The following is a 21747-nucleotide window of genomic DNA, read 5'->3' on the forward strand; positions in this document are numbered from 1 at the left end:
GAAGAACTCCATGTAAAGAGTGAGCTATATTATTTAGTCTCCAAGTGTTCACAATCCGCTATTTACTCTTTATCCAGCCTTCAATAGTATGCTGTATTCGACGTTCGTCAATTCTTTTATTTCCATAACGGACGTCATTATAGAGTGAAGTCATCTCTTGTACTGTAGAAGTGTTAGTTATGACTCCCTTCCCTTTCGAAGTTTCAATCATGTCAGCAACTTCATTAGGCGTATACGAATTCGAATAGGCGAAGCCTTGTTGTATTGCATTTTTGACCATACTCTTGTAATAATAACGAACTTGACCGTATATATCTTCAGGTGGAGAGCTCTTCTTACGCCATAATGGACGTAAACGTCGCTTATTCTCAATCTTCTCAACTTTATCCATGAAAGAGATATTGTCACTTACTTGAGTCTGATATGATCCGACCCTCTCCCCGAACTTCGCAAACAATGCTTCTAATTTTAAGGCTATCAACCGTAATAACTTGTACAAAGCATATATAACAAACAATGCGAAGATTACTCCGACAATCCAATACATCATATTCATCCAGATCGATGGACCCGTTTCTTTCACCGGATCACCATCCATCAGGAATAGATCTGGCATAATGTCTGGTTGAGTGCTGATATTATCATTAGTAGGCTCAGTTGGTCGGGATAAAATAGAATTCAGCCAATCTGTAAAATGGTTCCATAACCAGTAAAAACCTTGGCTTAATTGCGTAAATGCTCCAAACACCAATATGAATGCTAAAGTGATGATACTCCATTTACGATTAACTCTAGCAAAACCTCTTAGCGGACCTTGTTGAATACTATGATTTAGTGTTTCTTTTCCGACCTGCACAGCATTGATACGAAGTAACCATGAACAAAGCGAGATAACACCCGCCATATATAATACACCTGCCTCAATAGCAGCCGGGTTCAGTTTCGAAGAGAACATGGAAAGTACCAATGTGCATCCAATACCTATTAATTGATACTGTAAAGGAAATGCTATTCTCCAATTTCGAGTAGAAAGCCTACTCCCCCTAAATGAGGCAATCATCACCAATAACCATATGATCCAACCACTTATGCTCGTGTTGCCATTCCCTGAGATCATTAGGATCACTACACCTGTAAGCAGAATGCAGAACCATCTCACCCATCGACGACTCTTCATTAAGAGAAGTGAAATCGCAATCCCTAATATTCCACCGATCCACATCAATCCAACTATATTCAAAGAGGATTGGTCTAATATAACCTGACTAATAATTAGAATTACAGCATAGAAAGCTAACATTTCCAATAATAAAGTCATTGATATTCTACCCAAGTTGCCTAGCATACTTCTCATACTCATGCGATGGCCTCCTTACCTGATGACATCTCTGCATGAACTGGAAGTACCATGACAGAATTGCCCCGAGAACGAAGATGCCATATTTGTTCTTCTATTTGTTCAGACACATGACCTGTAATTAATAAGTAATCCCACGTTTCTCCTTCAGTTCGCAAGATTAGCTCGTCTTTTAAAAATTGCTGAAAAGGCTGAAGACATTTCATCTCAACTTCTGCCATTGCCTTAAGAATTTCATCTAAATGGGCTTTCCCATACCCAGGCTCGATACGTATGGCTTGAGTGGATTTTTGACCATGCATTGCATTATGCCCAAATCCCACTCTCATCCCCTGTTGAATGAGATAAGAAGCTGTTGTTGCAGCATAAGATAACGCTCGCTCCACCATATCTGGATCAGATACCATATTCCACATTTCCGCATTGACTTGAACGTTAACGTACACAATGACCTCGGGATCAGCCGTATATCCTTGTTTATACACTTGTAGTTGTCCTGTTCGCGCACTTGCTTTCCAATGAATTCGATTCATCGGATCATTCCCTGAATATTCCCTCGTACCTAATATAAGAAATGGATCCTCTACCACCCATCGGGACACTTCTAATTCTCCCTGCCAAGTTCGATAGGATGAAGGCATATCATCTATAGACAGCAACTTTGGATAGACCCATAGCGAAGCATTCATAGGCACTAACTTCGTGTTGGAGAATAACCCGAATAAATCACCGCCTGACATAGATACCGTCTCTAAATTATACACGCCTCGGCTCTGAGCAATGAATGGATGATATCTTGTAATTTTACTATAGGGTTTGAGTGTAAAGACACTTCTATGATTCTGATATATACTGCCTTTGCTGATCTGCATGACCTCTCGGGATAGAAATGAAAAGCTTGCAGGTAGCATAGCCTCTAGGCGAAGCCATATAACGGGTAACCTTTTTTCATTTAAAATGACCTCTATCATTTCTAAGGAATCACCAGCATAGCAATGATCCTTGTTCAAATGACGTGTATAAGAAATACGTCGTAACACGGGTACCCCAAATAACAGCCCTTGAATAAGGACGACCAATATCCCAGCAAAACATAACCATACGAAGGCCATAGGTTATTTCACACTGCTTTCTAATTGTTCTTCGCTTGGTACGGGAACCTGAAGCAGTATTTCCTGTAGGAGCGATTCCGCTCTTCCTTCCTGCTGTTGAAGACGATTTCTAAATACTAGACGATGGGATAATACACTTGGAACCATATATTTGATATCATCTGGAAGAACATATTCCCTGCCTCTTACTGCTGCAAAAGCTTGTGCTGCTCGAACTAAGGCTTGAGTTCCTCGTGGGCTTACTCCTAACGATATATCCGAATGTTTTCTTGTTGCTTCCGCAATCTGAATAATATAATGAAGGAGATCATCCTGAACCTTTACTGCCATATACGATGACTGCGCTTCTACAATCTCCTGCTGAGTGACAACAGAAGTCAATTTGGAGAAACTCTCAGAAGTGGTTGTACGCTTCAATATTTCAACCCCCTCATTCTCAGAAGGATAACCTAATTTCATTTTTAACATAAACCGATCCATCTGTGCTTCCGGTAGGGGGAATGTACCTTGATTATCTATTGGATTCTGTGTAGCTATAACAATAAAGGGACGCCCAAGAATATGAGTTTCACCATCCACACTTATTTGACGTTCTTCCATACATTCAAGTAGACTTGCTTGTGTTCGAGGGGTTGCTCGATTTATCTCATCAGCCAAAACCATATTCGCAAATAATGGACCCGGGCGGAAGACAAAATCTCCCTCTTTTTGATTATAGAAATGTATACCTGTTAAGTCAGAAGGTAATAAGTCTGGAGTGAACTGAATCCGTTGAAATGAACATTCCATTGAATTTGATAACGTTTTCGCTAATAATGTTTTCCCTGTTCCAGGAACATCTTCTAGAAGCACATGTCCTGAAGCTATTATAGCTGTCAGGAGTAACTCGACTGCATCTTCTTTTCCAACGATTACTTGACTAATATTGGCCTTCACTTTATTAGCAAGTTCTTGAATTTGTTGAATTTCCATTACATCCATCTCCTCTAGTAACCGTTTACAATTCTAATTACTTATACTCACATTATGAAACAATAACATCTATGATTATATCATTCAACTGACGATGTTTCATCTTATGAAAGTAAAGAGGAGCTGGATCAATAATAGAAGTGAAATTTGACAGAATGTTACTTGAATTAATGTTTGAATTTAGTAAAAGGCAATGTAATCATAAATTGTGTTCCTTTGCCTAGTTCACTCTCTACAGAAATAACCCCTCCATGATTTTTAATAATACGATAACTAACAGAGAGGCCCAATCCTGTTCCACTCTCCTTAGTTGTAAAAAAGGGATCAAACAATCTCGACAATGTGTTATTATCCATCCCATTTCCATTGTCTCTTATATGAATTCTCACACTTTTGTGTACTTCCTCGATATGTATTTCGATTATTCCAGCATCATCATGTCCAATTTCTTCGATGGCATCCATAGCATTTTTGATAATATTAAGAATGACTTGCTTAATTTGTTTTACATCAACCGAAATATAAGTCGATTCATCAGGCTCATACAATACAATTTGACAACCTTTCATTAACGCTTCACTCTCTGTTAATAGGACTGTTTCCTTCAATAACGAAGAGACATTGATAATCGTTGTTTGAGGTGCTGATGGTTTTGATGAATTCAGGAATTCACTAATGATGTCATTGGCTCGATCGATTTCTGCTAATATTATTCTGGCATATTCATCTTTACCAATCTGTAGTAAATGAGGTCGTAATAATTGTATGAATCCTCGTATAGCAGTTAATGGATTTCTAATCTCATGTGCAATTGAAGCAGAAATTTTACCTAACATGGCTAACTTGTCATTCTGATATGCGGTCTCTTCTATTAATTTATAATCAGATACATCCTTAGCACTTATTAAGTAATCCCCATCCATTTGATCTCCATACGTTATTGAAAGAAGCCAATGACGTCCACGTTCATCGCAAAATTCATGATGCCCTTTGCGTTGAAAGATCGTTTCCTTGTAAATTCGTAGTAACTTCCTCTTGTTTGAGCGACCTAATTGAGCATGTCTTAATATCTCAGTTATTGAGCATCCAATTAAAGAAGAACGAGAAATTCCAAGTAGTCTGGCCATTTGTACATTAATAAATGTTAGCATCCCATAACTATTAAAAAGAATAATCCCACTATCTAGATGTTCTAAAATATTCTCATATTTATCCTTAACCAGTTGTGTTGACTGGAAATCTTGAAGGGATTTCAATAATTTTTCTTGGATTTCACTCATCTCAATTCTCCTTTTTCCCCAGAATGATGGACAAGCAAGTAACTTTTATACTTTATTTTTTCCAGATATTTTCATATATTAATCATAGACAATCTATAGGAATAACGTCAATCGGAGAAAGTGTCGAAAAAGAGAAGATAAAGGGTTGCTTCAAAAAATTTACATTAAATCAGAAAAAAAGGCTTCCGCACAATGCGCAAGCCTTAATAAAGATCTATATTTTAAATAATAATGTTACGATTTATGTTGAAGTCGAATTTTGCGTTGACTCATTACTGCAAGTCTTGTCTTAAGTTCTCTTTCCCACTTCTCATCTTCAAGTTGCTTCGCAATACCAAGTAGATCCAAGGCCATATCAATCTGGCTTTGAACGATACTGTTGGGGTCCTCTGTTTCACAGTTCACGACATTCTCAAATATTGCTTCTTCATCATCTGTCACATAATCTTGAAAATCAACTTCGAATGCACCATCACCATGTGCATATTCTGCAAGGATTTCGTATTCATTCTCAACTTTATAATGAACCTCTACCCGATGACAAACCGGGCACACTAACAGGGGAACATTATGGACTTGAGTGCGATAATGCTTTAGAGTCCCCCTTGTACCAACCATACTCGCTCCACAGCAAAAACTCATTATCGTTCACCCTCCTCAATTTCGTCATTCGTCCTATAAAATATTCGTTCAAATAGATAACAATTCCTCTTTTTAACAAAAATCCCCCTTAACCTGCATTCAATAGCAAGATAAAGGGGATTTATATATGGTCGCATATTTTCAAGTTATCAAAAATTACGTTGATTCCCACAAAATTTGAACAAGATTCATGGTATCATTCGGTTTAATCAAAGTCAAGATTATTCGATAGTTATATTATTATCATCTTAATTTGATTATTTTTTCATTGCAGCCAGGATTAAATCACCCATTTGACTAGTACTAATCGCTTTACTCTTATCTACAGCGATATCACTAGTACGATGACCAGCGTTCAATACTTCAGATACAGCAGCTTCAATAGAATCAGCAGCATCCGCATAATTAAATGTTAAACGGAACATCAATGCAAGTGACAAGATAGTCGCAATCGGATTGGCGATTCCTTGTCCAGCAATATCTGGTGCAGAACCGTGTACGGGTTCAAACAAGCCATAACTTCCTTCTCCCATGGAAGCTGATGATAACATTCCGATAGATCCTGTTAACATAGCTGCTTCGTCACTCAAGATATCACCGAACATGTTCTCTGTAACAATAACATCAAAGCTAGATGGACGACGTAACAATTGCATAGCACAGTTATCTACCAGAACATGCTCTAATTCTACATCTGGGTAATCCGCAGCTACACGATTTACAACTTCACGCCATAGACGAGATGTTTCAAGAACATTTGCTTTATCTACCGATGCAAGCTTTTTACGTCTTTTCTGCGCAATTTCAAACGCTTGCCGAACAATCCGTTCTACTTCCATCACATTATAAGAACATGTATCAACAGCTTCCTCACCATTTGGACTTTGGCGTCTAAATTTCTCTCCAAAGTATATACCACCAGTTAATTCACGAACAACCATCAAGTCGGTACCTTCAAGAACTTCTGGCTTCAGTGTTGAAGCATCCTTCAAACAGTCAAAAACGACAGCTGGACGAAGATTCGAGAAAAGTCCAAGTTCCTTACGAATGCCAAGCAACCCTGTCTCTGGACGTAGATCGCTGGGATTGTTATCCCATTTAGGTCCTCCAACAGCTCCAAGTAAAACAGCATCCGCTTTCTTACAAATATCTAATGTATTTTGTGGAAGTGGAGTTCCTAATTGATCAATCGCAATGCCACCAAATAATGCATGCTCAGTTTCAAAAGAATACCCAAATAACTCTTCTGTACGCTTCAATACCTTTTCAGCTTCTGCAACAACTTCAGGTCCTATTCCATCTCCAGAAATAACGGCTATTTTTTTAACTTCTGACATCAATATCGCTCCTTTTTTATCATCTGCACTGTTTCATTTCACCTATATATTGTTTTATCATACTTTCTATTGATTTGACAAAGATATAGAATCTATGACTTTGATAGTCTATACCTATAAAGATTAAAAAATGCAGATACTGTTCATGATGAATCATGACAGTCCTGCACTCTTTTAAAGTTTTACATATTGAAACTCTATTATTAAAAATTCACATTTTCACGATTACTAAATGTTTTACGTTTCTCAAGCAATTGATTTATTGCATCAACATAGGCACGAGCACTTGCCTCCAATATATCCGTACTAAGTCCACGACCCTGTGCAGAGACATCATTCTGAGTGAGTAATACATGTACTTCACCAAGCGCATCCTTACCATGTGAAACAGATTTAATAGAATAATCAGAAAGAGTCACTTCTTCTTGAGTTGCCTTATCGATTGCATTATATATTGCATCCACAGACCCATTACCTTCTGCTTCCTCAACAATCACTTGATCTTGTTCTTTCACAATACGGACTTTTGCAGTAGGAACTGACTCATTTCCGTATGTTACATATAACGTTTCAAGCTTGAATACTTCTATTGTATCTACAAGCTTCTCTTCTAGAAGAGCAAGTAAATCATCATCTGATACTTCTTTTTTCTTATCAGCAAGGTCTTTAAATTTAGCAAAAGCTTCATTTAACGGCTCATCATCCATCTCAAATCCTAAATCAATCAACTTTTCACGAAAAGCATGGCGGCCTGAGTGTTTCCCTAGAACGAGTTTACTCTCTTTCAGCCCAATCGATTCAGGTGTCATGATTTCATAAGTCGTCTTCTCTTTAAGCATACCATCCTGATGAATTCCTGATTCATGTGCGAAGGCATTCGCTCCAACAATGGCCTTGTTGCCTGGAACAACCATTCCTGTAAGCTTACTAACTAAACGACTAGTCCGAGCGATCTCAGTTAGACGAAGTGATGTCGTCGCATTAAAGAATGGCTCTCGTGTCGCTAGAGCCATCGCGATTTCTTCAATAGCTGTATTCCCAGCACGTTCACCAATCCCATTAATCGTACCTTCAATTTGGTCTGCACCATTCTGAATAGCCGCTAATGTATTGGCCGTTGCCATGCCGAGATCGTTATGACAATGCGCGCTCAATTGAACCTTTTCAATATCAGGAACATTCTCTTTCAAGAACTTGAATATCGCACCATACTCGGAAGGATTCAAATAACCGACTGTATCTGGAATGTTAACAACAGAGGCGCCTTCTTTGATTGCCATGCCAACCATCTCAGCCATGAAATCATATTCAGTACGTCCCGCATCTTCAAGGGAAAATTCTATCTTTGAGAAATACTTACTAGCATATCTTAGAGCAGATTGTGCAGTTTCAAGAACCTGTGCCTTTTCCATCCGTAGTTTATGCTTTCTATGAATGGGTGAGGTCGCTAGGAAAATGTGAATGCATGGATCTTGAGCACCCTTAAGAGCTTCACGAACAGCATCAATATCTGTTTCGCGAGAGCGACTAAGTCCGATAACAGACACATTCTTAACAGCTCTGGCCACAGCATTAACCGCAGCAAGATCCCCAGGGGATGCTGCAGGAAAGCCTGCTTCCATCCGATCGATACCTAGTTTCTCCAGTTGATATGCAATTTCTACCTTTTCACGAGTATTCAAGTTTACACCTGGAGATTGTTCCCCATCCCTTAGTGTGGTGTCAAAAATATAAATTTTCCGCATGACCGCACCTCCTTAACATATATACAAATCTAATAAAAATATCCAATGCGGATCACGCAATTGTGCACGACCGCATTGGAATACCTTCTTTACTTTATCCCTCCAACGCCTTAAAGCATAAGGTTGTGGAAGAACCTGATCTCATTTTTTGATTATGAGATTTATTTTTTGATCCAATGCATCATTTCGCGAAGTTGAGATCCAACTACTTCAATTGGATGATTAGCTTCATTACGACGTGTTGCATTCATGAAGGCATTGTTTGATTGATTCTCAAGAATAAAGTCACGAGCAAATTTACCTTGTTGAATATCTGTCAATACAGCTTTCATTGCTTTTTTCGTTTCGTCAGTAATTACGCGTGGGCCTGTAACATAATCGCCATATTCAGCTGTGTTCGAGATAGAATCACGCATACTTGCCATTCCACCTTCATAAATCATGTCCACGATCAATTTCATTTCGTGTAAACATTCGAAGTAAGCCATTTCAGGTGCATAACCAGCTTCAGTCAAAGTTTCAAATCCTGCTTTAATTAATGCTGTAACTCCACCACATAGAACTGCTTGTTCTCCGAATAGATCTGTTTCTGTCTCTTCACGGAAAGAAGTTTCAATAACTCCTGCACGTGTACAACCAATTCCTTTAGCATAAGCTAATCCGATTTCTTTCGCTTTACCTGTTGCATCTTGCTCGATTGCAATCAATCCAGGAACGCCAAATCCTTCTTCATAAGTACGACGAACCATATGACCAGGTGATTTAGGTGCTACTAGAAGTACGTCATTTCCTGCTGGAGCAATAATTTGTCCAAAATGAACGTTAAATCCGTGTGAGAACATCAACGTTGCATCTGATTTAAGATTGGGTGCGATTTCATTGTTGTATACAGAAGCTTGTGTTTCATCAGGCATAAGGATTTGAATAACATCGGCACGACGAGTTGCTTCAGCTACGGAAAGAACTTCAAAACCGTCATTTTTTGCTTTGTTGAAAGATTTACCTTCACGAAGACCGATAACTACACTCACTCCGCTATCACGCAAGTTTTGTGCTTGTGCATGTCCTTGGCTACCATAACCAATTACCGCTACTGTTTTTCCTTTCAATACGTTCAAATCTGCATCTTTTTCATAATAAGTTGTAACTGCCATTTTATAAGTCCTCCTTTAATTTTAAAAGAACCCTCTTCATTTTTTTAAAAGAACGGGTGTATCAAAGATCCAAACCATTCATTCACTTGAATCTCTCAAACACCCGCTCTTTATAAGTGGGTATCTCATTTATTCCATAAATATACTAAGCATTACCACGAGTCATTGCCGTAACTCCAGTTCGCGATAGCTCACGAATTCCATAAGGTGTTAATAATTCAATCATAGCATCAATCTTGCTAGAATCCCCAATAACTTGAACAATTAGACTATTTGAGCCAATATCAACAACCGATGCACGAAACGTATCTACCACTCCAAGAATCTCCGGACGTTCAGACGTTTCAGCTTTTACTTTAATTAGAGCAAGTTCGCGACCTACCATCGGTTTAGAACCTAGATTAATAACCTTAATAACATCAATCAACTTGTACAACTGTTTCTCGATCTGTTCAAGCGTGTGTTCATCACCCAGTGTCACAATGACCATACGTGATAAACCAACTTCTTCAGACTGACCTACTGTAATACTTTCAATATTGAACCCTCGTCTACCAAAAAGTCCAGAAACTCTCTGTAGTACACCAGGTTGGTCATTCACAAGTATAGAAATCGTATGTCTCATAGTCATATTACTCATCCCCCATCAACATTTGATCAATGGTCGAACCCTGAGTAACCATCGGATATACATTCTCAGTCTTACTAACAACGAAATCCAATAGAACCGGCCCCGGTGTAGCAAGTGCTTCTTGCCATGCAATCCGCGCTTCCTCTTTATTCGTTGCACGAAGTCCCTTCACGCCATAAGCTTCTGCTAATTTTACGAAATCTGGACTTCCTGCTAGATCGATATGGCTATAACGATTATTATAGATTAATTCTTGCCATTGTCGTACCATCCCGAGTACCTGATTGTTGATAATGACAATTTTAACAGGAATATTATTAATGGCACAAATCGCTAATTCCTGAGAACACATTTGAATACCTCCATCTCCGTTTATGGAGATAACCAAACGATCTGGTTGTGCCATCTGTGCTCCGATAGCTGATGGAAGGCCATATCCCATTGTTCCAAGTCCACCTGAAGTAATCCATGATCTCGTGTGGTTAAATTTGTAATATTGTGCTGCCCACATTTGATGTTGACCTACATCGGTTGTAACAATCGCTTCACCATTGGTTGTTTCATTCAACATTTCGATAACCCATTGAGGTTTTAACACTTCATCTGAGTCAGTATATCTGAAAGGATAATCGGATTTCCATTGTTGAATCAGCTTTCTCCATTCATCCGCTTGTTCTGTCCGTTTAACTAATGGGTTAAGCATTTCAAAGACAGTCTTCACATCACCAACAATAGGAATATCTACTGCTACGTTTTTACCGATCTCCGCTGGATCAATATCAATGTGTACAATCTTAGCATGAGGTGCAAAACCATTTAATTTTCCTGTTACACGGTCATCAAAGCGTGCTCCAATATTGATTAGTAAATCACATTGTTGAATGGCATTGTTCGATGTGTAAGTACCGTGCATACCTGGCATTCCCGTCCACAACTCATGACCGCTTGGAAAACCACCTAATCCAAGGAGAGTTGTTGTAATCGGAATTTCAGTTCGAGTTGCAAATTCAAATAATTCTTCATGAGCCCCAGAGTAAATTACTCCTCCGCCTGCTAGGATATAAGGACGTTTAGCTTCACTAATTGCTTGTACGAGCTTATCTATTTGCAACTTATTAGGTACCGTACGCGGATTGTAGCCTCGAACATTAATACTATCATCGGGTTTGAACTTGATCATTGCTGCTGATACATCCTTAGGAATATCAATCAATACTGGACCTTTACGTCCTGTATTGGCAATATGAAATGCTTCATGAATAACTCTTGGCAAATCTTTAACATCTCTTACCAAGTAGCTATGCTTAGTAATTGGTAATGTAATACCGGTAATATCTGCTTCTTGGAATGCATCCGTTCCAATTAAAGTCGTAGCAACATTTCCAGTAATAACTACAAGGGGGACTGAATCCATATATGCAGTAGCAATCCCTGTTACTAGGTTCGTGGCTCCAGGTCCTGATGTTGCAATACATACACCCACTTTGCCGCTTGCACGTGCATAACCGTCTGCTGCATGAATAGCTCCTTGCTCGTGGCGTGTCAATAAGTGTTTAAATTCTTTGTAGTTATACATCGCATCATAAATGTAAAGTACTGCGCCTCCTGGATAACCAAACACACAATCAACACCCTCTAGAAGAAGGCTACGTAGCAATATTTCTGAGCCTGAAATGACTTCCGGACTCATCCATTTCTTTCGTAATTGCTCAATCGACAATAGTTCAGTGTTTTGTTCGTTCATCAGTCATCCTCCTATCAAGTTTACGTATCCTATATCTCGAAACAAAAAAACCTTTCATCCTCCACAACAGACTTATCTCTGTGTGAGGGACGAAAGGTTTTCTCTTCCGTGGTACCACCCATGTTTGCCCTGTATTTCGCAACACAAAGCCTTACCAAGTATAAATAAATATACCTGTAGTCTATAACGTGGACCAGTCGATTCTCCCTAATAGGCATTCCTACTTTTCAGGAGAACAGCTCCGAGGTGAGCTCGTATAAAAGGGGTTTTGGTGGAGGTTGCAGCAAATCCTCTCACTCTCTGATCAAAAGAGCCCTTTAAACTTCGTCCTCTTCATTGCCGATTTCATATACTCGTTAAAATGTTACAAGTATTATATGTCTCATTCACCTGTATAGTCAAGACCCATATTTTTTAATAATTATTCAGTCTCGTAGATAGACTTCTTTCATTCTTAAATTTCAGCACACAGTCCTCTATCTGACACATATGATGATATGAATTAAATTCATCCTAAACCGCTTAACATAAGGAGGATATGCTATATGATTCGCTATCGAAGACCCAAACAAGATGATCCCACTATCCACCATTTAATCAATACTGAGCTTGTCCCATTATCTAGTGTGACCACTGCAGAAATTATTGAAATTAAAAAAAATATCCCAAAACGACTCACCCATGGTGTAACTCTTGTGGCTTCCACCAATTACGATGATGATCCTCTAGGATTTGTCCACTTTATGCTACATGGCGACTTGTTGTATATCGATATGTTGGCGGTTGCACCCGCTGCGCAGCGTAAATGTTGGGGTAATTTACTTATGGCTCATGCAGAACGCTTTGCGCAGTCACGTGGATGCAAACGATCCAAGGTCATGGTAGATATCATCAATACAAATGGACTTTCTTTTTATAAAAAACTCGGATACGCTGTATCCAAATTACACACATCTCCACAATACTATGAGTTGGAGAAACGGCTATAATATTAGCATCCCCTAGAAGAAATATCCTGGAGGATATCCTCCTCCGCCCCCATAACCATATCCGTAGCCACCATTATATCCATTGCTCGCATAAGGATTATATCCCCCAGATCCGTATCCAGCCACATAAGGCGCTGTTCCGATAGCTAATAAATCAAATAATACCAATGGAATAATGGCTTTAGTATGCACCTTTTTCTTAGAATAATGCTGCAAGATGAGACGATTCCCAGAAATCCTCAATAATTTTCCGGTAACGAGAGTTCCGTCCTTTTTAGTAGCAACAATGTTCTTCCCTACACATTTCTGTGCCTGAGCCTTCGTTACAGAGTATTTCATGTAGTCCTCCTCCTCCTCAATTCCAATACATTGTATTCTAAGAATGTATAGATTGCTTGTTCTTTAGCCTGATTACTAGAATCAACGAATTTGCCTATCTGCGGTAATATAAGGAATCAAAAAAAGCCGCATCCTTGTATAGGATTACGACTTTAAGTGACCTGAATATAGTTCCTTATCTCTTCCCTGGGTCATAAGGTTCACCAAGTGCTGTAGGAGCATAAGATCTTCCTACTGCAGCGACTAGTACAATGACCGTTAACACATATGGGAGCATATAGATAAATTCCTGAGGAATGTTCTGTGACCAATCAAATAATCGCACATAACTTCCAATGGCTTGAGAAAATCCAAAGAACACAGCCGCACCGAAAGCACCTATTGGATTCCATTTCCCAAAAATCATTGCAGCAATTGCAATAAATCCTTGTCCCGAGATCGTGTTATGAGCGAACATACTGGTCGTAGTTAATGTAATCGCAGCACCACCTAGAGCTGCTAAAGCTCCACTAAGCATTACTCCCATATAGCGCATTCGATTAACCTTGATTCCAACCGTATCCGCAGCACTTGGATGCTCTCCTACTGCACGTAACCGCATGCCAAATGGTGTTTTGAAGATAACGTAATGTACTACGAATACCAAAATAACCGCAATGTAAGTCGTCGGATAATGGTGGAATAATACGTCTCCTAGAAAAGGAATATCTGATAATCCCCAAAAATTAGTTTTCTCAAAAACCTCTATTAGGAGTGGGGTCTCACCTTGTCCATCAAACAAGAGTCTGACTAAATACAACGTACTCCCCGCTGCTAAAAAGTTAATTACAATACCACTGATCGTCTGGTCTGCTTTAAAAGTTATAGAGGCAACCGCATGAATAAGAGATGAGAGAACGCCTAATATTATCGCTGCTAACAGCCCTATGTAAGGTGAGAGAACTCCCATCCCTGCAGTCTCAGCATAATAGGATCCCACTGCTGCTGCGAATGCACCAAAGGCCATAAATCCCTCAATACCTATATTGATTACACCAGAACGTTCTGAGAAAATACCACCTAAAGAAGCAAAGATAAACGCTGTTGCAAAGACAAGCGTTGTGTTGATCAGTTGGCCGATCGTCGTTACCCAATCCATTTACAACACCTTCTCTTTCTTGCGTTTAAGATATATAGGTTTAAGCACCCAGCGTACGATTCCTTGTGCAGCAATAAAGAAGATGATTGAACCAAGCACAATTCGAATAATCTCTGGAGGCACTCCTGCGCCAAAGCTCATGCCTGAGGATCCATATGTTAGGGTTCCAAACAAAGCAGCACCCAGCAATGTTCCTAATGGATGGTTCATACCAATTAATGCTACGGCTATTCCATCAAATCCAACGCCTGGCGAACCCGTAAAAATAGCCTGATAGTGGAACACGCCAAGCACCTGAAATGCACCACCTAGCCCTGCGAAGATACCACTGATAAACATTGCTTTCACGATATTCCGACGTACGTTCATCCCGGCATACTCTGCAGCATGATTATTGTGACCTACAGCTCTAAGTTCGTATCCCTGTTTACTCTTCCACATGTACACATAAAAGAACACAGCAGCTAAGATCGCGATCAAAGTACCCCAGTGCATACGTGCATTATCCATAAATAAAGATAACCATTCAAGTGAAATTGATGCCGTTGGTTCTATATCCATGGATCTTTGTTGACCTTTGATTAGCAAGAAATTGTTCACAATATAATTACTAAAGTACAACGCTGTCCAATTCAACATGATGGAGACAATAACTTCATTTACGCCTCTTTTAGCCTTCAGATATCCTACAATACCAGCCCATAAACCACCACACAGACCCCCAGCTATAATAGCTAATGGTGCATGAATGATCGCTGGCAGACCCGTAACTTTAATTCCAATAATAGACGCAGCTGTCATACCAATAATATATTGACCTTCTGCACCAATATTGAATAGTCCGGCACGATAAGCAAAGGCTACGGCAAGACCTGTCATCACCAGTGGTGTTATTTCGCGAATAGCCTCACCAAAACCATAGGAATCACCAAACACCGTCGTAAATAGAGAACTATAAGCAAGTATTGGATCATACCCACCTGCCAACATGATCAATGCACCTGTAAGCAGGCCGAATATTACAGCTATAACTGGGATAATAAGACTATCTACATTTAATATCTTCATCAATTTATTCATTCTTAATGTCCCCCTGCCACCGTACTACCTGACATCATTAAACCTAACTCTTGATCATTCGTTTCTTCAGGAAGTACATCGCCTACAACTCGACCTTCATATAGAACTACAATTCTATCAGCGACATTCATGATCTCATCCAGTTCAAAAGATATAAGTAATACAGCTTTCCCTTGATCTCTTTGGGATACTATTTGTTCTTGAACGAATTCGATTGCTCCTACATCTAATCCTCTTGTAGGTTGTGCAGCAATAAGAAGTTCTGGGTTTTTATCTATTTCCCGGGCTATAATCGCCTTTTGTTGATTACCACCTGATAATGAACGTGCTTTGGTATCAATACTCGGTGTTCTAACATCAAATTGTTTAACCAAACGTTCAGCTTGTTCAGTTATCGCTTGTTGATTTAGAAATCCACCCTTGGTAAAAGGTGCTTTGTAGTATGTTTCTAGTATCATGTTTTCACTAATGCTGAAATCAAGTACCAATCCGTGTTTATGGCGATCTTCTGGAATATGAGATAGCCCATGTTCAGACATTTGACGTGGATTTTGATTCATGATTTCTAACCCTTTTAGCATTACTGAACCACTATCGACTTTTCTTAAACCCGTTAATGCTTCAATGAGCTCACTTTGTCCATTCCCATCAACACCTGCAACACCTAGAATTTCACCTGATCTTACTTCCAAAGATAATCCATTTAGAACTGAGATACCTTCTTTATTCTTCAACTTCAAATCCCGAACTTTTAGTATAGCTTCTCCAGGATTAGCAGGCTTTTTATCAATTTTAAATGAAACATTACGTCCGACCATCTTTTCCGCAAGAGCATTGGGATTGGTGTCAGTCGTTTTCAATGTATCTATAACTTTTCCACGTCTTATAATCGTTACGGTATCTGATATACGCATAATTTCCTTTAGCTTATGTGTAATAAGTATGATAGATTTGCCCTCTTCGACCAATCTACGCATAATAGTCATAAGCTCAGTGATCTCCTGCGGTGTTAACACTGCAGTCGGCTCATCAAATATTAGAATATCCGCACCACGATATAACGTTTTTAAAATTTCAACACGTTGTTGCATACCCACTGAAATCTCAGAGATTTTAGCATTGGGATTCACCTTCAACCCATATTGATCAGATAGATCCTTAATTTTAGCCGTAGCCGTCTTATAATCTACATGTAAGCCATATTTCTTTGGTTCCATACCTAGAATAATATTTTCTGTAACCGTAAAGGGTTGTACAAGTTTAAAGTGCTGATGTACCATACCAATGCCAAGCTCAATTGCTTTATTCGGATTATCAATGATAACCTGTTCACCATTTAATTCAATACTGCCTTCATCAGGTTGATATAATCCAAATAAAATATTCATTAATGTGGATTTCCCCGCGCCATTCTCTCCCAGTAACGCATGGATTTCTCCCTTGTGCAACTTTAAGCTAATGGAATCATTAGCAATAATGCCTGGAAAGCGTTTCGTAATTCCCTTCAGTTCAACTACTGGGTTTGCTGAATCCATGAGATCACCCTTTATTTCTTATTTTAACGAAAGGCTGGCACGTAAGAACAAGGCCAGTCATAATAACTAGCCTTGTCATTTGTAACCTTAATGTATATCTGATAGTGATTCACTTTTCAATTAGACTATTCTTGTGGAACAGTAATTTCTCCACTAATGATCTTCGCTTTATATTCTTCAACTAAAGCTATTACATCAGCCGGAACATTCTTGTCAGAAGTTTTAGCAATACCAACGCCATCTTCAGCAAGACCAAGTTCTACAGTACCACCTTTGAAAGTTCCATCAACAACTTCTTGTGACACTCTCTTCACGGCTGCATCTACGCCTTTAACCATGGATGTAAGTGTAACCTCATCACCAAATTCCAATGATTGATCTTTATCTACGCCAATAACCCAAACCTTTTCACCTTGTTTCACACGTGAAGTTGCTTCGTTAAATACGCCAGTTCCAGTTGCACCAGAAGCGTGGAAAATAATATCTGAACCATCATTGTACATTGTTGCTGCTGCTACTTTACCTTGGTCAGGTTTATCAAATGCACCTGTGTAGAATACATTTACTTTAGCATCTGGATTAACTGCTGCTACCCCAGCCAAGAAACCAACTTCAAAACGTTTGATAACTGGAATTTCAGATCCGCCCACAAATCCAATTTTATTAGTTGTTGTCATTTTACCAGCTACGACACCCACCAAGAAAGCTCCTTCATTCTCTGCAAAAGTTACAGACTGAACGTTTGGAGAATCTACAACAGCGTCAATAATCGCAAGCTTCGATTCAGGGTTCTGATCAGCTACACTCTTGATATCTTCTCCAAGATCGAATCCAATCCCCCAAGTAAGATCATATCCACCTTTTACATATTTATTAAGGTTAGGTGTATATTCTGTCTTATCTTTACTTTGTAGATATTGTACATCAGCACCTGTTTCTTCTTTAATTGCAGTTAGTGCTTCCCAAGCAGATTGGTTAAACGATTTGTCGTTTACTCCACCTACGTCAGTAACCATACCAATCTTAATTGTTGATGTAGGTGCTGCATTATTACCAGTTGCCGCTTCACCCGTTGCGTTATTTTCATTCTTACCACAACCTGCTAGTACAACAGATAGTGACAATGCTAATACCAAAGATGTATTTAGTATCTTCTTCATTTATTTTTCCCCCTTTTAGTATGTATCCTTATATTACCCATTCTCCGCACCTAATTATATGTATTAGAAAGACTTTTGTCGAGGTTTGTAAAAATAGGTTAAAAAGGATCCTTCTTTGATCAAATTATACATTTATCATCTAGTAAAATCCAGCATTTTTCTGGTCTGATGTCAACTTTACTATTGTGCATTCACATTGAAAACGTTGTCATTGCAAATTTATCACAATTTAAATTTTATTGGCGTTATATTTCATAACATTATGACAAGGAATTAACTATTCTATCGTTGAATATCTATTTTCCCCAAAAAAAAAACCGCCATATGCTAGCGATTTTTTTATTTAAGTTTTTACTACGCGTTGACCTTTGCTTTAGCAACGGATGCAATTGAGTTGAATGCATTGATATCATGAACAGCTAGATCAGCAAGCATCTTGCGGTTAATATCAACACCAGCCAATTTCAATCCATGCATTAATTTGCTGTAAGACAATCCGTTCAATCTTGCAGCTGCGTTAATACGTACAATCCACAGTCTGCGGAAATTACGTTTTGTTTGACGACGATCACGGTATGCATAAACAAGTGACTTCATTACTTGTTCATTTGCTGTTTTAAAAATGCGATGTTTCGATCCAAAATAACCTTTAGCGAGTTTCAATACTTTCTTATGTCTACGACGAACAACGAATCCGCCTTTTACTCTTGCCATATTAGTAAACCTCCCAAATAAATGTTGTTAATTACTTCAAATTAGACAAACCTTGTTTCAAACGTTTAACGTCCCCTGGTGCCATCGTAGGGTTTGTGCCAAGCACGCGTTTTTGACGCTTGGATTTATGAGACAAAAGATGGTTTTTGAACGCTTTATAACGCATTACTTTACCTGTTCCAGTAATTTTAAAGCGGCCTTTAAGACTGCTATGTGTTTTCATTTTAGGCATTATAGTTCCTCCTCGGTATTATTGAGCTTTAGGAGCCAAGATCATAATCATACTGCGACCCTCAAGTTTAGGGAAACGCTCTACAGATGAATACTCAGCTACTTCTTCTTTCACACGTTCAAGAATCTTTTGGCCAATACTTGCATGTGCAATTTCACGCCCGCGGAAACGCACAGAGCATTTAACCTTGTCGCCTTCTTTTAAGAATTTAACGACATTGCGAAGCTTGGTTTGATAATCATGTTCGTCAATATTTGCACGGAACCATACTTCTTTGGTATCCACGATTTTCTGGTTCTTACGAGCTTCTTTTTCTTTCTTCTGTGTTTCATAACGGAACTTACCGTAATCCATGATGCGGCACACCGGCGGTTTTGCCTGAGGCGCTACATTTACCAAATCGAGATTAAGATCCGTTGCCATCTGCAGCGCTTCACGTATCGGCGTAATTCCGATTTGTTCACCCTCTGCCCCCACCAAGCGGACCTCTTTGGCCCGAATTTCGTCATTGATCATATGTTCCTTACTGATAACCGTCCACCTCCAAATATAATTTATTTCCACTCCCAAGCATAAACGCCTTCGGTGTCCTTATAAGGACGGTAAGTGTTTAAGCGAGAAATATAAGACATAAAGTATAGCGTAAAACTTATACTTTCTTATATTTTAAAAAACAAATAAAGGGATGCTGGTTCAATCTACCAGCATCCCTATTGATCAATTATTCATGAAATTTAGAATTCATAAATTATTGGATCAAATACCAGCCAACATATATTGGTCAGGTGAGAAGCTGGTGCCTCTACTTAAATCCAAATATTCACTTAACACGCTTGAATAATATATCATGCACAACTAGTAAAGTCAAGAACAAACATTATGCTTGCTTACTCTGCACTACCTCTTCCATTCTGACAACTCGAGTATGTTCCGTATGGCTCCATTGTTTGTTGTTCTGTGTAAAGAAGGCATAGAACGTAATAGGATACCAAGAAATCAAGTAAACCGGAAACAAGATGAGATATTGATATACCTTTTTAAAGGTTATCTTCTCTAAAATAAGTGCAGCAAAGAAGGTTAATATATTCGCCGCTATGGCCACACCACTTAGCCAAAATGGTAAATAGCCATATAAATTAGCGATGTTCGGGCCATTAAATATAGCCACATCCACCCACATCGATGCTGTCATTAGAAAAGTTAGTAGCACAATATATACATTGACACCGTACAAAGCTAAGTCCAACTTAACCAAGCTTCGTTCTTTAATACTTTGCCATAAGAGTGGAAAAAAGTATTTACGGGCCACTGTAAAATGGCCTTGCATCCAACGGAGGCGTTGTCTCGAAGAAGCTTTAAATGTAAGTGGCTTCTCATCGAACACTTTGGCATCGTAATTAAATTTAGGATATACATTATTTTGAACGCTACGCATCGTAAATTCAAGATCCTCTACCAAGCTCGTAGCTCCCCATCCCATATCCTTCAACAGTTTTGTTTCGAAACACATCCCGGTACCACCCAAGAAATTGGCCATGCCCATATTATGGCGAGAAAGCTGCCAGAGACGATTGATGTACCAATAGGAAATACCATATGCTGCTGTAATCCATGAATCTTCTGGGTTCTTCGTATCAATATACCCTTGAATAACGCGTGCACCTGAGTTCAAATCATCATTCATTTCCGTCAAGAAATTAGGTGCAGCTAAATTATCAGCATCGAACATGACTACTGCATCATACTGGCGCGGCATATTCCAAAGTTCTTTCAACATCCATTCAATGGCATAACCTTTACCACGAAGATTTGAGTTTGTACGTACACAAGCTTTCATTCCATGCTCACGAACGATAGCTGCAGTACCATCAGTGCAGTTGTCACAAATGACAAATACATCATATAACTCTTTAGGATAATCGAGTTCTTTCAAATTCTCCATAAGCGCTCCAACAACCTGTTCCTCATTGTGTGCAGCAACTAGAACAGCAAATGACTTAGTAGCTGGGAAATGTACCGTTTTCTTCTTCCTACGAAGACCAAATAAAGAAAACACGAACTGGTAAATACCAACCACTGCCAAAATAACCTGAATTGCAATAAAAATAACATCTATCATGTTTCTTTAACCCCCTTTTTAACCCTTAGCATCATTTATTAATGCTTTTTAATGTTTCTATCTCTATTTTTTCACTGATGTACATGACCTCTGTCTTTTATCTTGTACTTTCTACCCTTTTTGAGCATCTTATTATAAAGCAGTCTTTATATTGTATGATCTTCAATCATTTGTCAAAACGACTGTAGATCATTCTGAGCTAATAATAAGATAAGATTCGCTCCTTTTCGCTACAATAGGGTCACATTCTTATCATCATAAGGTTTAATTCTTATTTTCAGCCATTTACATATTATTTTATTCGAATCAATTTCATAATTACGTAAACGATTATGAAAATGATTCTCGTAACCCCCTTTATTATAATATCAATAATAAAATATGAGGTGGCCTTCTCACTATAGACGTTGTGAACACCAGAAAAGTTGATTGGATTATTACAAATTCATTTCTAATTGTGTTTGAAC

The 21747-nt window shown here is 38.8% G+C and carries 20 protein-coding genes; 1 reads left to right on the forward strand and 19 read right to left on the reverse strand.

Annotated elements, in window-relative coordinates:
* Window positions 1-58 precede the first annotated feature (58 nt).
* The 10 genes from LPB68_RS07565 to ilvB form a co-directional block, all read right to left on the reverse strand.
* Window positions 59-1360: a hypothetical protein gene (locus LPB68_RS07565; protein ID WP_068654209.1), complete on the reverse strand. Its 1302-nt coding sequence runs from the start codon at window positions 1358-1360 to the stop codon at window positions 59-61.
* Window positions 1357-2469, reverse strand: coding sequence for a DUF58 domain-containing protein (locus LPB68_RS07570; RefSeq protein WP_068654211.1), 1113 nt, complete (start codon window positions 2467-2469; stop codon window positions 1357-1359). The genes LPB68_RS07565 and LPB68_RS07570 overlap by 4 nt, the downstream gene beginning before the upstream one ends.
* Window positions 2470-2472: 3 nt before the next feature.
* Entirely contained in the window at window positions 2473-3441 is a 969-nt protein-coding gene (locus LPB68_RS07575) for an AAA family ATPase (RefSeq protein WP_068654213.1), read from the reverse strand.
* Window positions 3442-3608: 167 nt separating this feature from the next.
* The gene (locus LPB68_RS07580; protein ID WP_068654214.1) at window positions 3609-4721 is read right to left on the reverse strand and encodes an ATP-binding protein; all 1113 of its coding nucleotides are present in this window, start codon (window positions 4719-4721) and stop codon (window positions 3609-3611) included.
* A gap of 234 nt (window positions 4722-4955) precedes the next feature.
* Complete coding sequence (locus tag LPB68_RS07585; RefSeq protein ID WP_068654216.1) at window positions 4956-5363, reverse strand: hypothetical protein; 408 nt, start codon at window positions 5361-5363, stop codon at window positions 4956-4958.
* Window positions 5364-5620: 257 nt separating this feature from the next.
* On the reverse strand, window positions 5621-6700 hold the full coding sequence (gene leuB / locus LPB68_RS07590) for a 3-isopropylmalate dehydrogenase (RefSeq protein WP_068654218.1): 1080 nt from the start codon (window positions 6698-6700) through the stop codon (window positions 5621-5623).
* 203 nt (window positions 6701-6903) lie between these two features.
* Window positions 6904-8445, reverse strand: coding sequence for a 2-isopropylmalate synthase (locus LPB68_RS07595; protein ID WP_068654220.1), 1542 nt, complete (start codon window positions 8443-8445; stop codon window positions 6904-6906).
* A gap of 161 nt (window positions 8446-8606) precedes the next feature.
* Window positions 8607-9599, reverse strand: coding sequence for a ketol-acid reductoisomerase (gene ilvC / locus LPB68_RS07600; protein ID WP_068654221.1), 993 nt, complete (start codon window positions 9597-9599; stop codon window positions 8607-8609).
* Between the two features lie 145 nt (window positions 9600-9744).
* The gene (gene ilvN / locus LPB68_RS07605) at window positions 9745-10230 is read right to left on the reverse strand and encodes an acetolactate synthase small subunit (protein ID WP_068654223.1); all 486 of its coding nucleotides are present in this window, start codon (window positions 10228-10230) and stop codon (window positions 9745-9747) included.
* Between the two features lies 1 nt (window position 10231).
* Window positions 10232-11974 (reverse strand): biosynthetic-type acetolactate synthase large subunit, encoded by a 1743-nt coding sequence (gene ilvB, locus LPB68_RS07610; RefSeq protein WP_068654225.1) that lies wholly within the window; start codon window positions 11972-11974, stop codon window positions 10232-10234.
* A 545-nt stretch (window positions 11975-12519) separates the two neighbouring features.
* Between ilvB and LPB68_RS07615 the strand changes: the two genes are divergently transcribed.
* Window positions 12520-12963, forward strand: a complete 444-nt coding sequence (locus LPB68_RS07615; protein ID WP_068654228.1) for a GNAT family N-acetyltransferase — start codon at window positions 12520-12522, stop codon at window positions 12961-12963.
* Window positions 12964-12975: 12 nt separating this feature from the next.
* On the opposite strand, the gene LPB68_RS07620 is transcribed toward LPB68_RS07615, so the two are convergent.
* From LPB68_RS07620 to LPB68_RS07660, 9 genes are all read right to left on the reverse strand, one after another.
* Complete coding sequence (locus tag LPB68_RS07620) at window positions 12976-13302, reverse strand: hypothetical protein (protein ID WP_068654230.1); 327 nt, start codon at window positions 13300-13302, stop codon at window positions 12976-12978.
* A 175-nt stretch (window positions 13303-13477) separates the two neighbouring features.
* On the reverse strand, window positions 13478-14440 hold the full coding sequence (locus LPB68_RS07625; protein ID WP_068654232.1) for an ABC transporter permease: 963 nt from the start codon (window positions 14438-14440) through the stop codon (window positions 13478-13480).
* The gene (locus tag LPB68_RS07630) at window positions 14441-15520 is read right to left on the reverse strand and encodes an ABC transporter permease (RefSeq protein ID WP_068654234.1); all 1080 of its coding nucleotides are present in this window, start codon (window positions 15518-15520) and stop codon (window positions 14441-14443) included.
* Between the two features lie 2 nt (window positions 15521-15522).
* The gene (locus tag LPB68_RS07635) at window positions 15523-17055 is read right to left on the reverse strand and encodes an ABC transporter ATP-binding protein (RefSeq protein ID WP_068654235.1); all 1533 of its coding nucleotides are present in this window, start codon (window positions 17053-17055) and stop codon (window positions 15523-15525) included.
* 125 nt (window positions 17056-17180) lie between these two features.
* Window positions 17181-18215 (reverse strand): BMP family lipoprotein, encoded by a 1035-nt coding sequence (locus tag LPB68_RS07640; RefSeq protein ID WP_068654236.1) that lies wholly within the window; start codon window positions 18213-18215, stop codon window positions 17181-17183.
* Window positions 18216-18569: 354 nt separating this feature from the next.
* Window positions 18570-18929, reverse strand: a complete 360-nt coding sequence (gene rplT, locus LPB68_RS07645) for a 50S ribosomal protein L20 (protein WP_068654238.1) — start codon at window positions 18927-18929, stop codon at window positions 18570-18572.
* Between the two features lie 31 nt (window positions 18930-18960).
* Window positions 18961-19161, reverse strand: coding sequence for a 50S ribosomal protein L35 (gene rpmI, locus LPB68_RS07650; RefSeq protein WP_068527635.1), 201 nt, complete (start codon window positions 19159-19161; stop codon window positions 18961-18963).
* A gap of 18 nt (window positions 19162-19179) precedes the next feature.
* Window positions 19180-19677: a translation initiation factor IF-3 gene (gene infC / locus LPB68_RS07655; protein ID WP_068654240.1), complete on the reverse strand. Its 498-nt coding sequence runs from the start codon at window positions 19675-19677 to the stop codon at window positions 19180-19182.
* Between the two features lie 361 nt (window positions 19678-20038).
* Window positions 20039-21280 carry a glycosyltransferase family 2 protein gene (locus LPB68_RS07660; protein WP_068654266.1) on the reverse strand — a complete coding sequence of 414 codons (1242 nt, stop codon included), beginning with the start codon at window positions 21278-21280 and terminating at the stop codon, window positions 20039-20041.
* Window positions 21281-21747 lie beyond the last annotated feature (467 nt).

The sequence above is a fragment of the Paenibacillus crassostreae genome, from assembly GCF_001857945.1.
Lineage (GTDB): Bacteria > Bacillota > Bacilli > Paenibacillales > Paenibacillaceae > Paenibacillus_AQ > Paenibacillus_AQ crassostreae.

Bases quoted from the DNA above. Each gene is read 5' to 3' on its own strand.
- LPB68_RS07635 (WP_068654235.1), bottom strand. From the start codon at position 17,055: ATGGATTCAGCAAACCCAGTAGTTGAACTGAAGGGAATTACGAAACGC.
- ilvC (WP_068654221.1), bottom strand. From the start codon at position 9,599: ATGGCAGTTACAACTTATTATGAAAAAGATGCAGATTTGAACGTATTG.
- LPB68_RS07585 (WP_068654216.1), bottom strand. From the start codon at position 5,363: ATGAGTTTTTGCTGTGGAGCGAGTATGGTTGGTACAAGGGGGACTCTA.
- leuB (WP_068654218.1), bottom strand. From the start codon at position 6,700: ATGTCAGAAGTTAAAAAAATAGCCGTTATTTCTGGAGATGGAATAGGA.
- LPB68_RS07630 (WP_068654234.1), bottom strand. From the start codon at position 15,520: ATGAATAAATTGATGAAGATATTAAATGTAGATAGTCTTATTATCCCA.
- LPB68_RS07620 (WP_068654230.1), bottom strand. From the start codon at position 13,302: ATGAAATACTCTGTAACGAAGGCTCAGGCACAGAAATGTGTAGGGAAG.
- LPB68_RS07625 (WP_068654232.1), bottom strand. From the start codon at position 14,440: ATGGATTGGGTAACGACGATCGGCCAACTGATCAACACAACGCTTGTC.
- ilvB (WP_068654225.1), bottom strand. From the start codon at position 11,974: ATGAACGAACAAAACACTGAACTATTGTCGATTGAGCAATTACGAAAG.
- ilvN (WP_068654223.1), bottom strand. From the start codon at position 10,230: ATGACTATGAGACATACGATTTCTATACTTGTGAATGACCAACCTGGT.
- LPB68_RS07570 (WP_068654211.1), bottom strand. From the start codon at position 2,469: ATGGCCTTCGTATGGTTATGTTTTGCTGGGATATTGGTCGTCCTTATT.
- rpmI (WP_068527635.1), bottom strand. From the start codon at position 19,161: ATGCCTAAAATGAAAACACATAGCAGTCTTAAAGGCCGCTTTAAAATT.
- LPB68_RS07660 (WP_068654266.1), bottom strand. From the start codon at position 21,280: ATGATAGATGTTATTTTTATTGCAATTCAGGTTATTTTGGCAGTGGTT.
- LPB68_RS07565 (WP_068654209.1), bottom strand. From the start codon at position 1,360: ATGAGTATGAGAAGTATGCTAGGCAACTTGGGTAGAATATCAATGACT.
- LPB68_RS07595 (WP_068654220.1), bottom strand. From the start codon at position 8,445: ATGCGGAAAATTTATATTTTTGACACCACACTAAGGGATGGGGAACAA.
- LPB68_RS07580 (WP_068654214.1), bottom strand. From the start codon at position 4,721: ATGAGTGAAATCCAAGAAAAATTATTGAAATCCCTTCAAGATTTCCAG.
- LPB68_RS07575 (WP_068654213.1), bottom strand. From the start codon at position 3,441: ATGGAAATTCAACAAATTCAAGAACTTGCTAATAAAGTGAAGGCCAAT.
- rplT (WP_068654238.1), bottom strand. From the start codon at position 18,929: ATGGCAAGAGTAAAAGGCGGATTCGTTGTTCGTCGTAGACATAAGAAA.
- LPB68_RS07640 (WP_068654236.1), bottom strand. From the start codon at position 18,215: ATGAAGAAGATACTAAATACATCTTTGGTATTAGCATTGTCACTATCT.
- LPB68_RS07615 (WP_068654228.1), top strand. From the start codon at position 12,520: ATGATTCGCTATCGAAGACCCAAACAAGATGATCCCACTATCCACCAT.
- infC (WP_068654240.1), bottom strand. From the start codon at position 19,677: ATGATCAATGACGAAATTCGGGCCAAAGAGGTCCGCTTGGTGGGGGCA.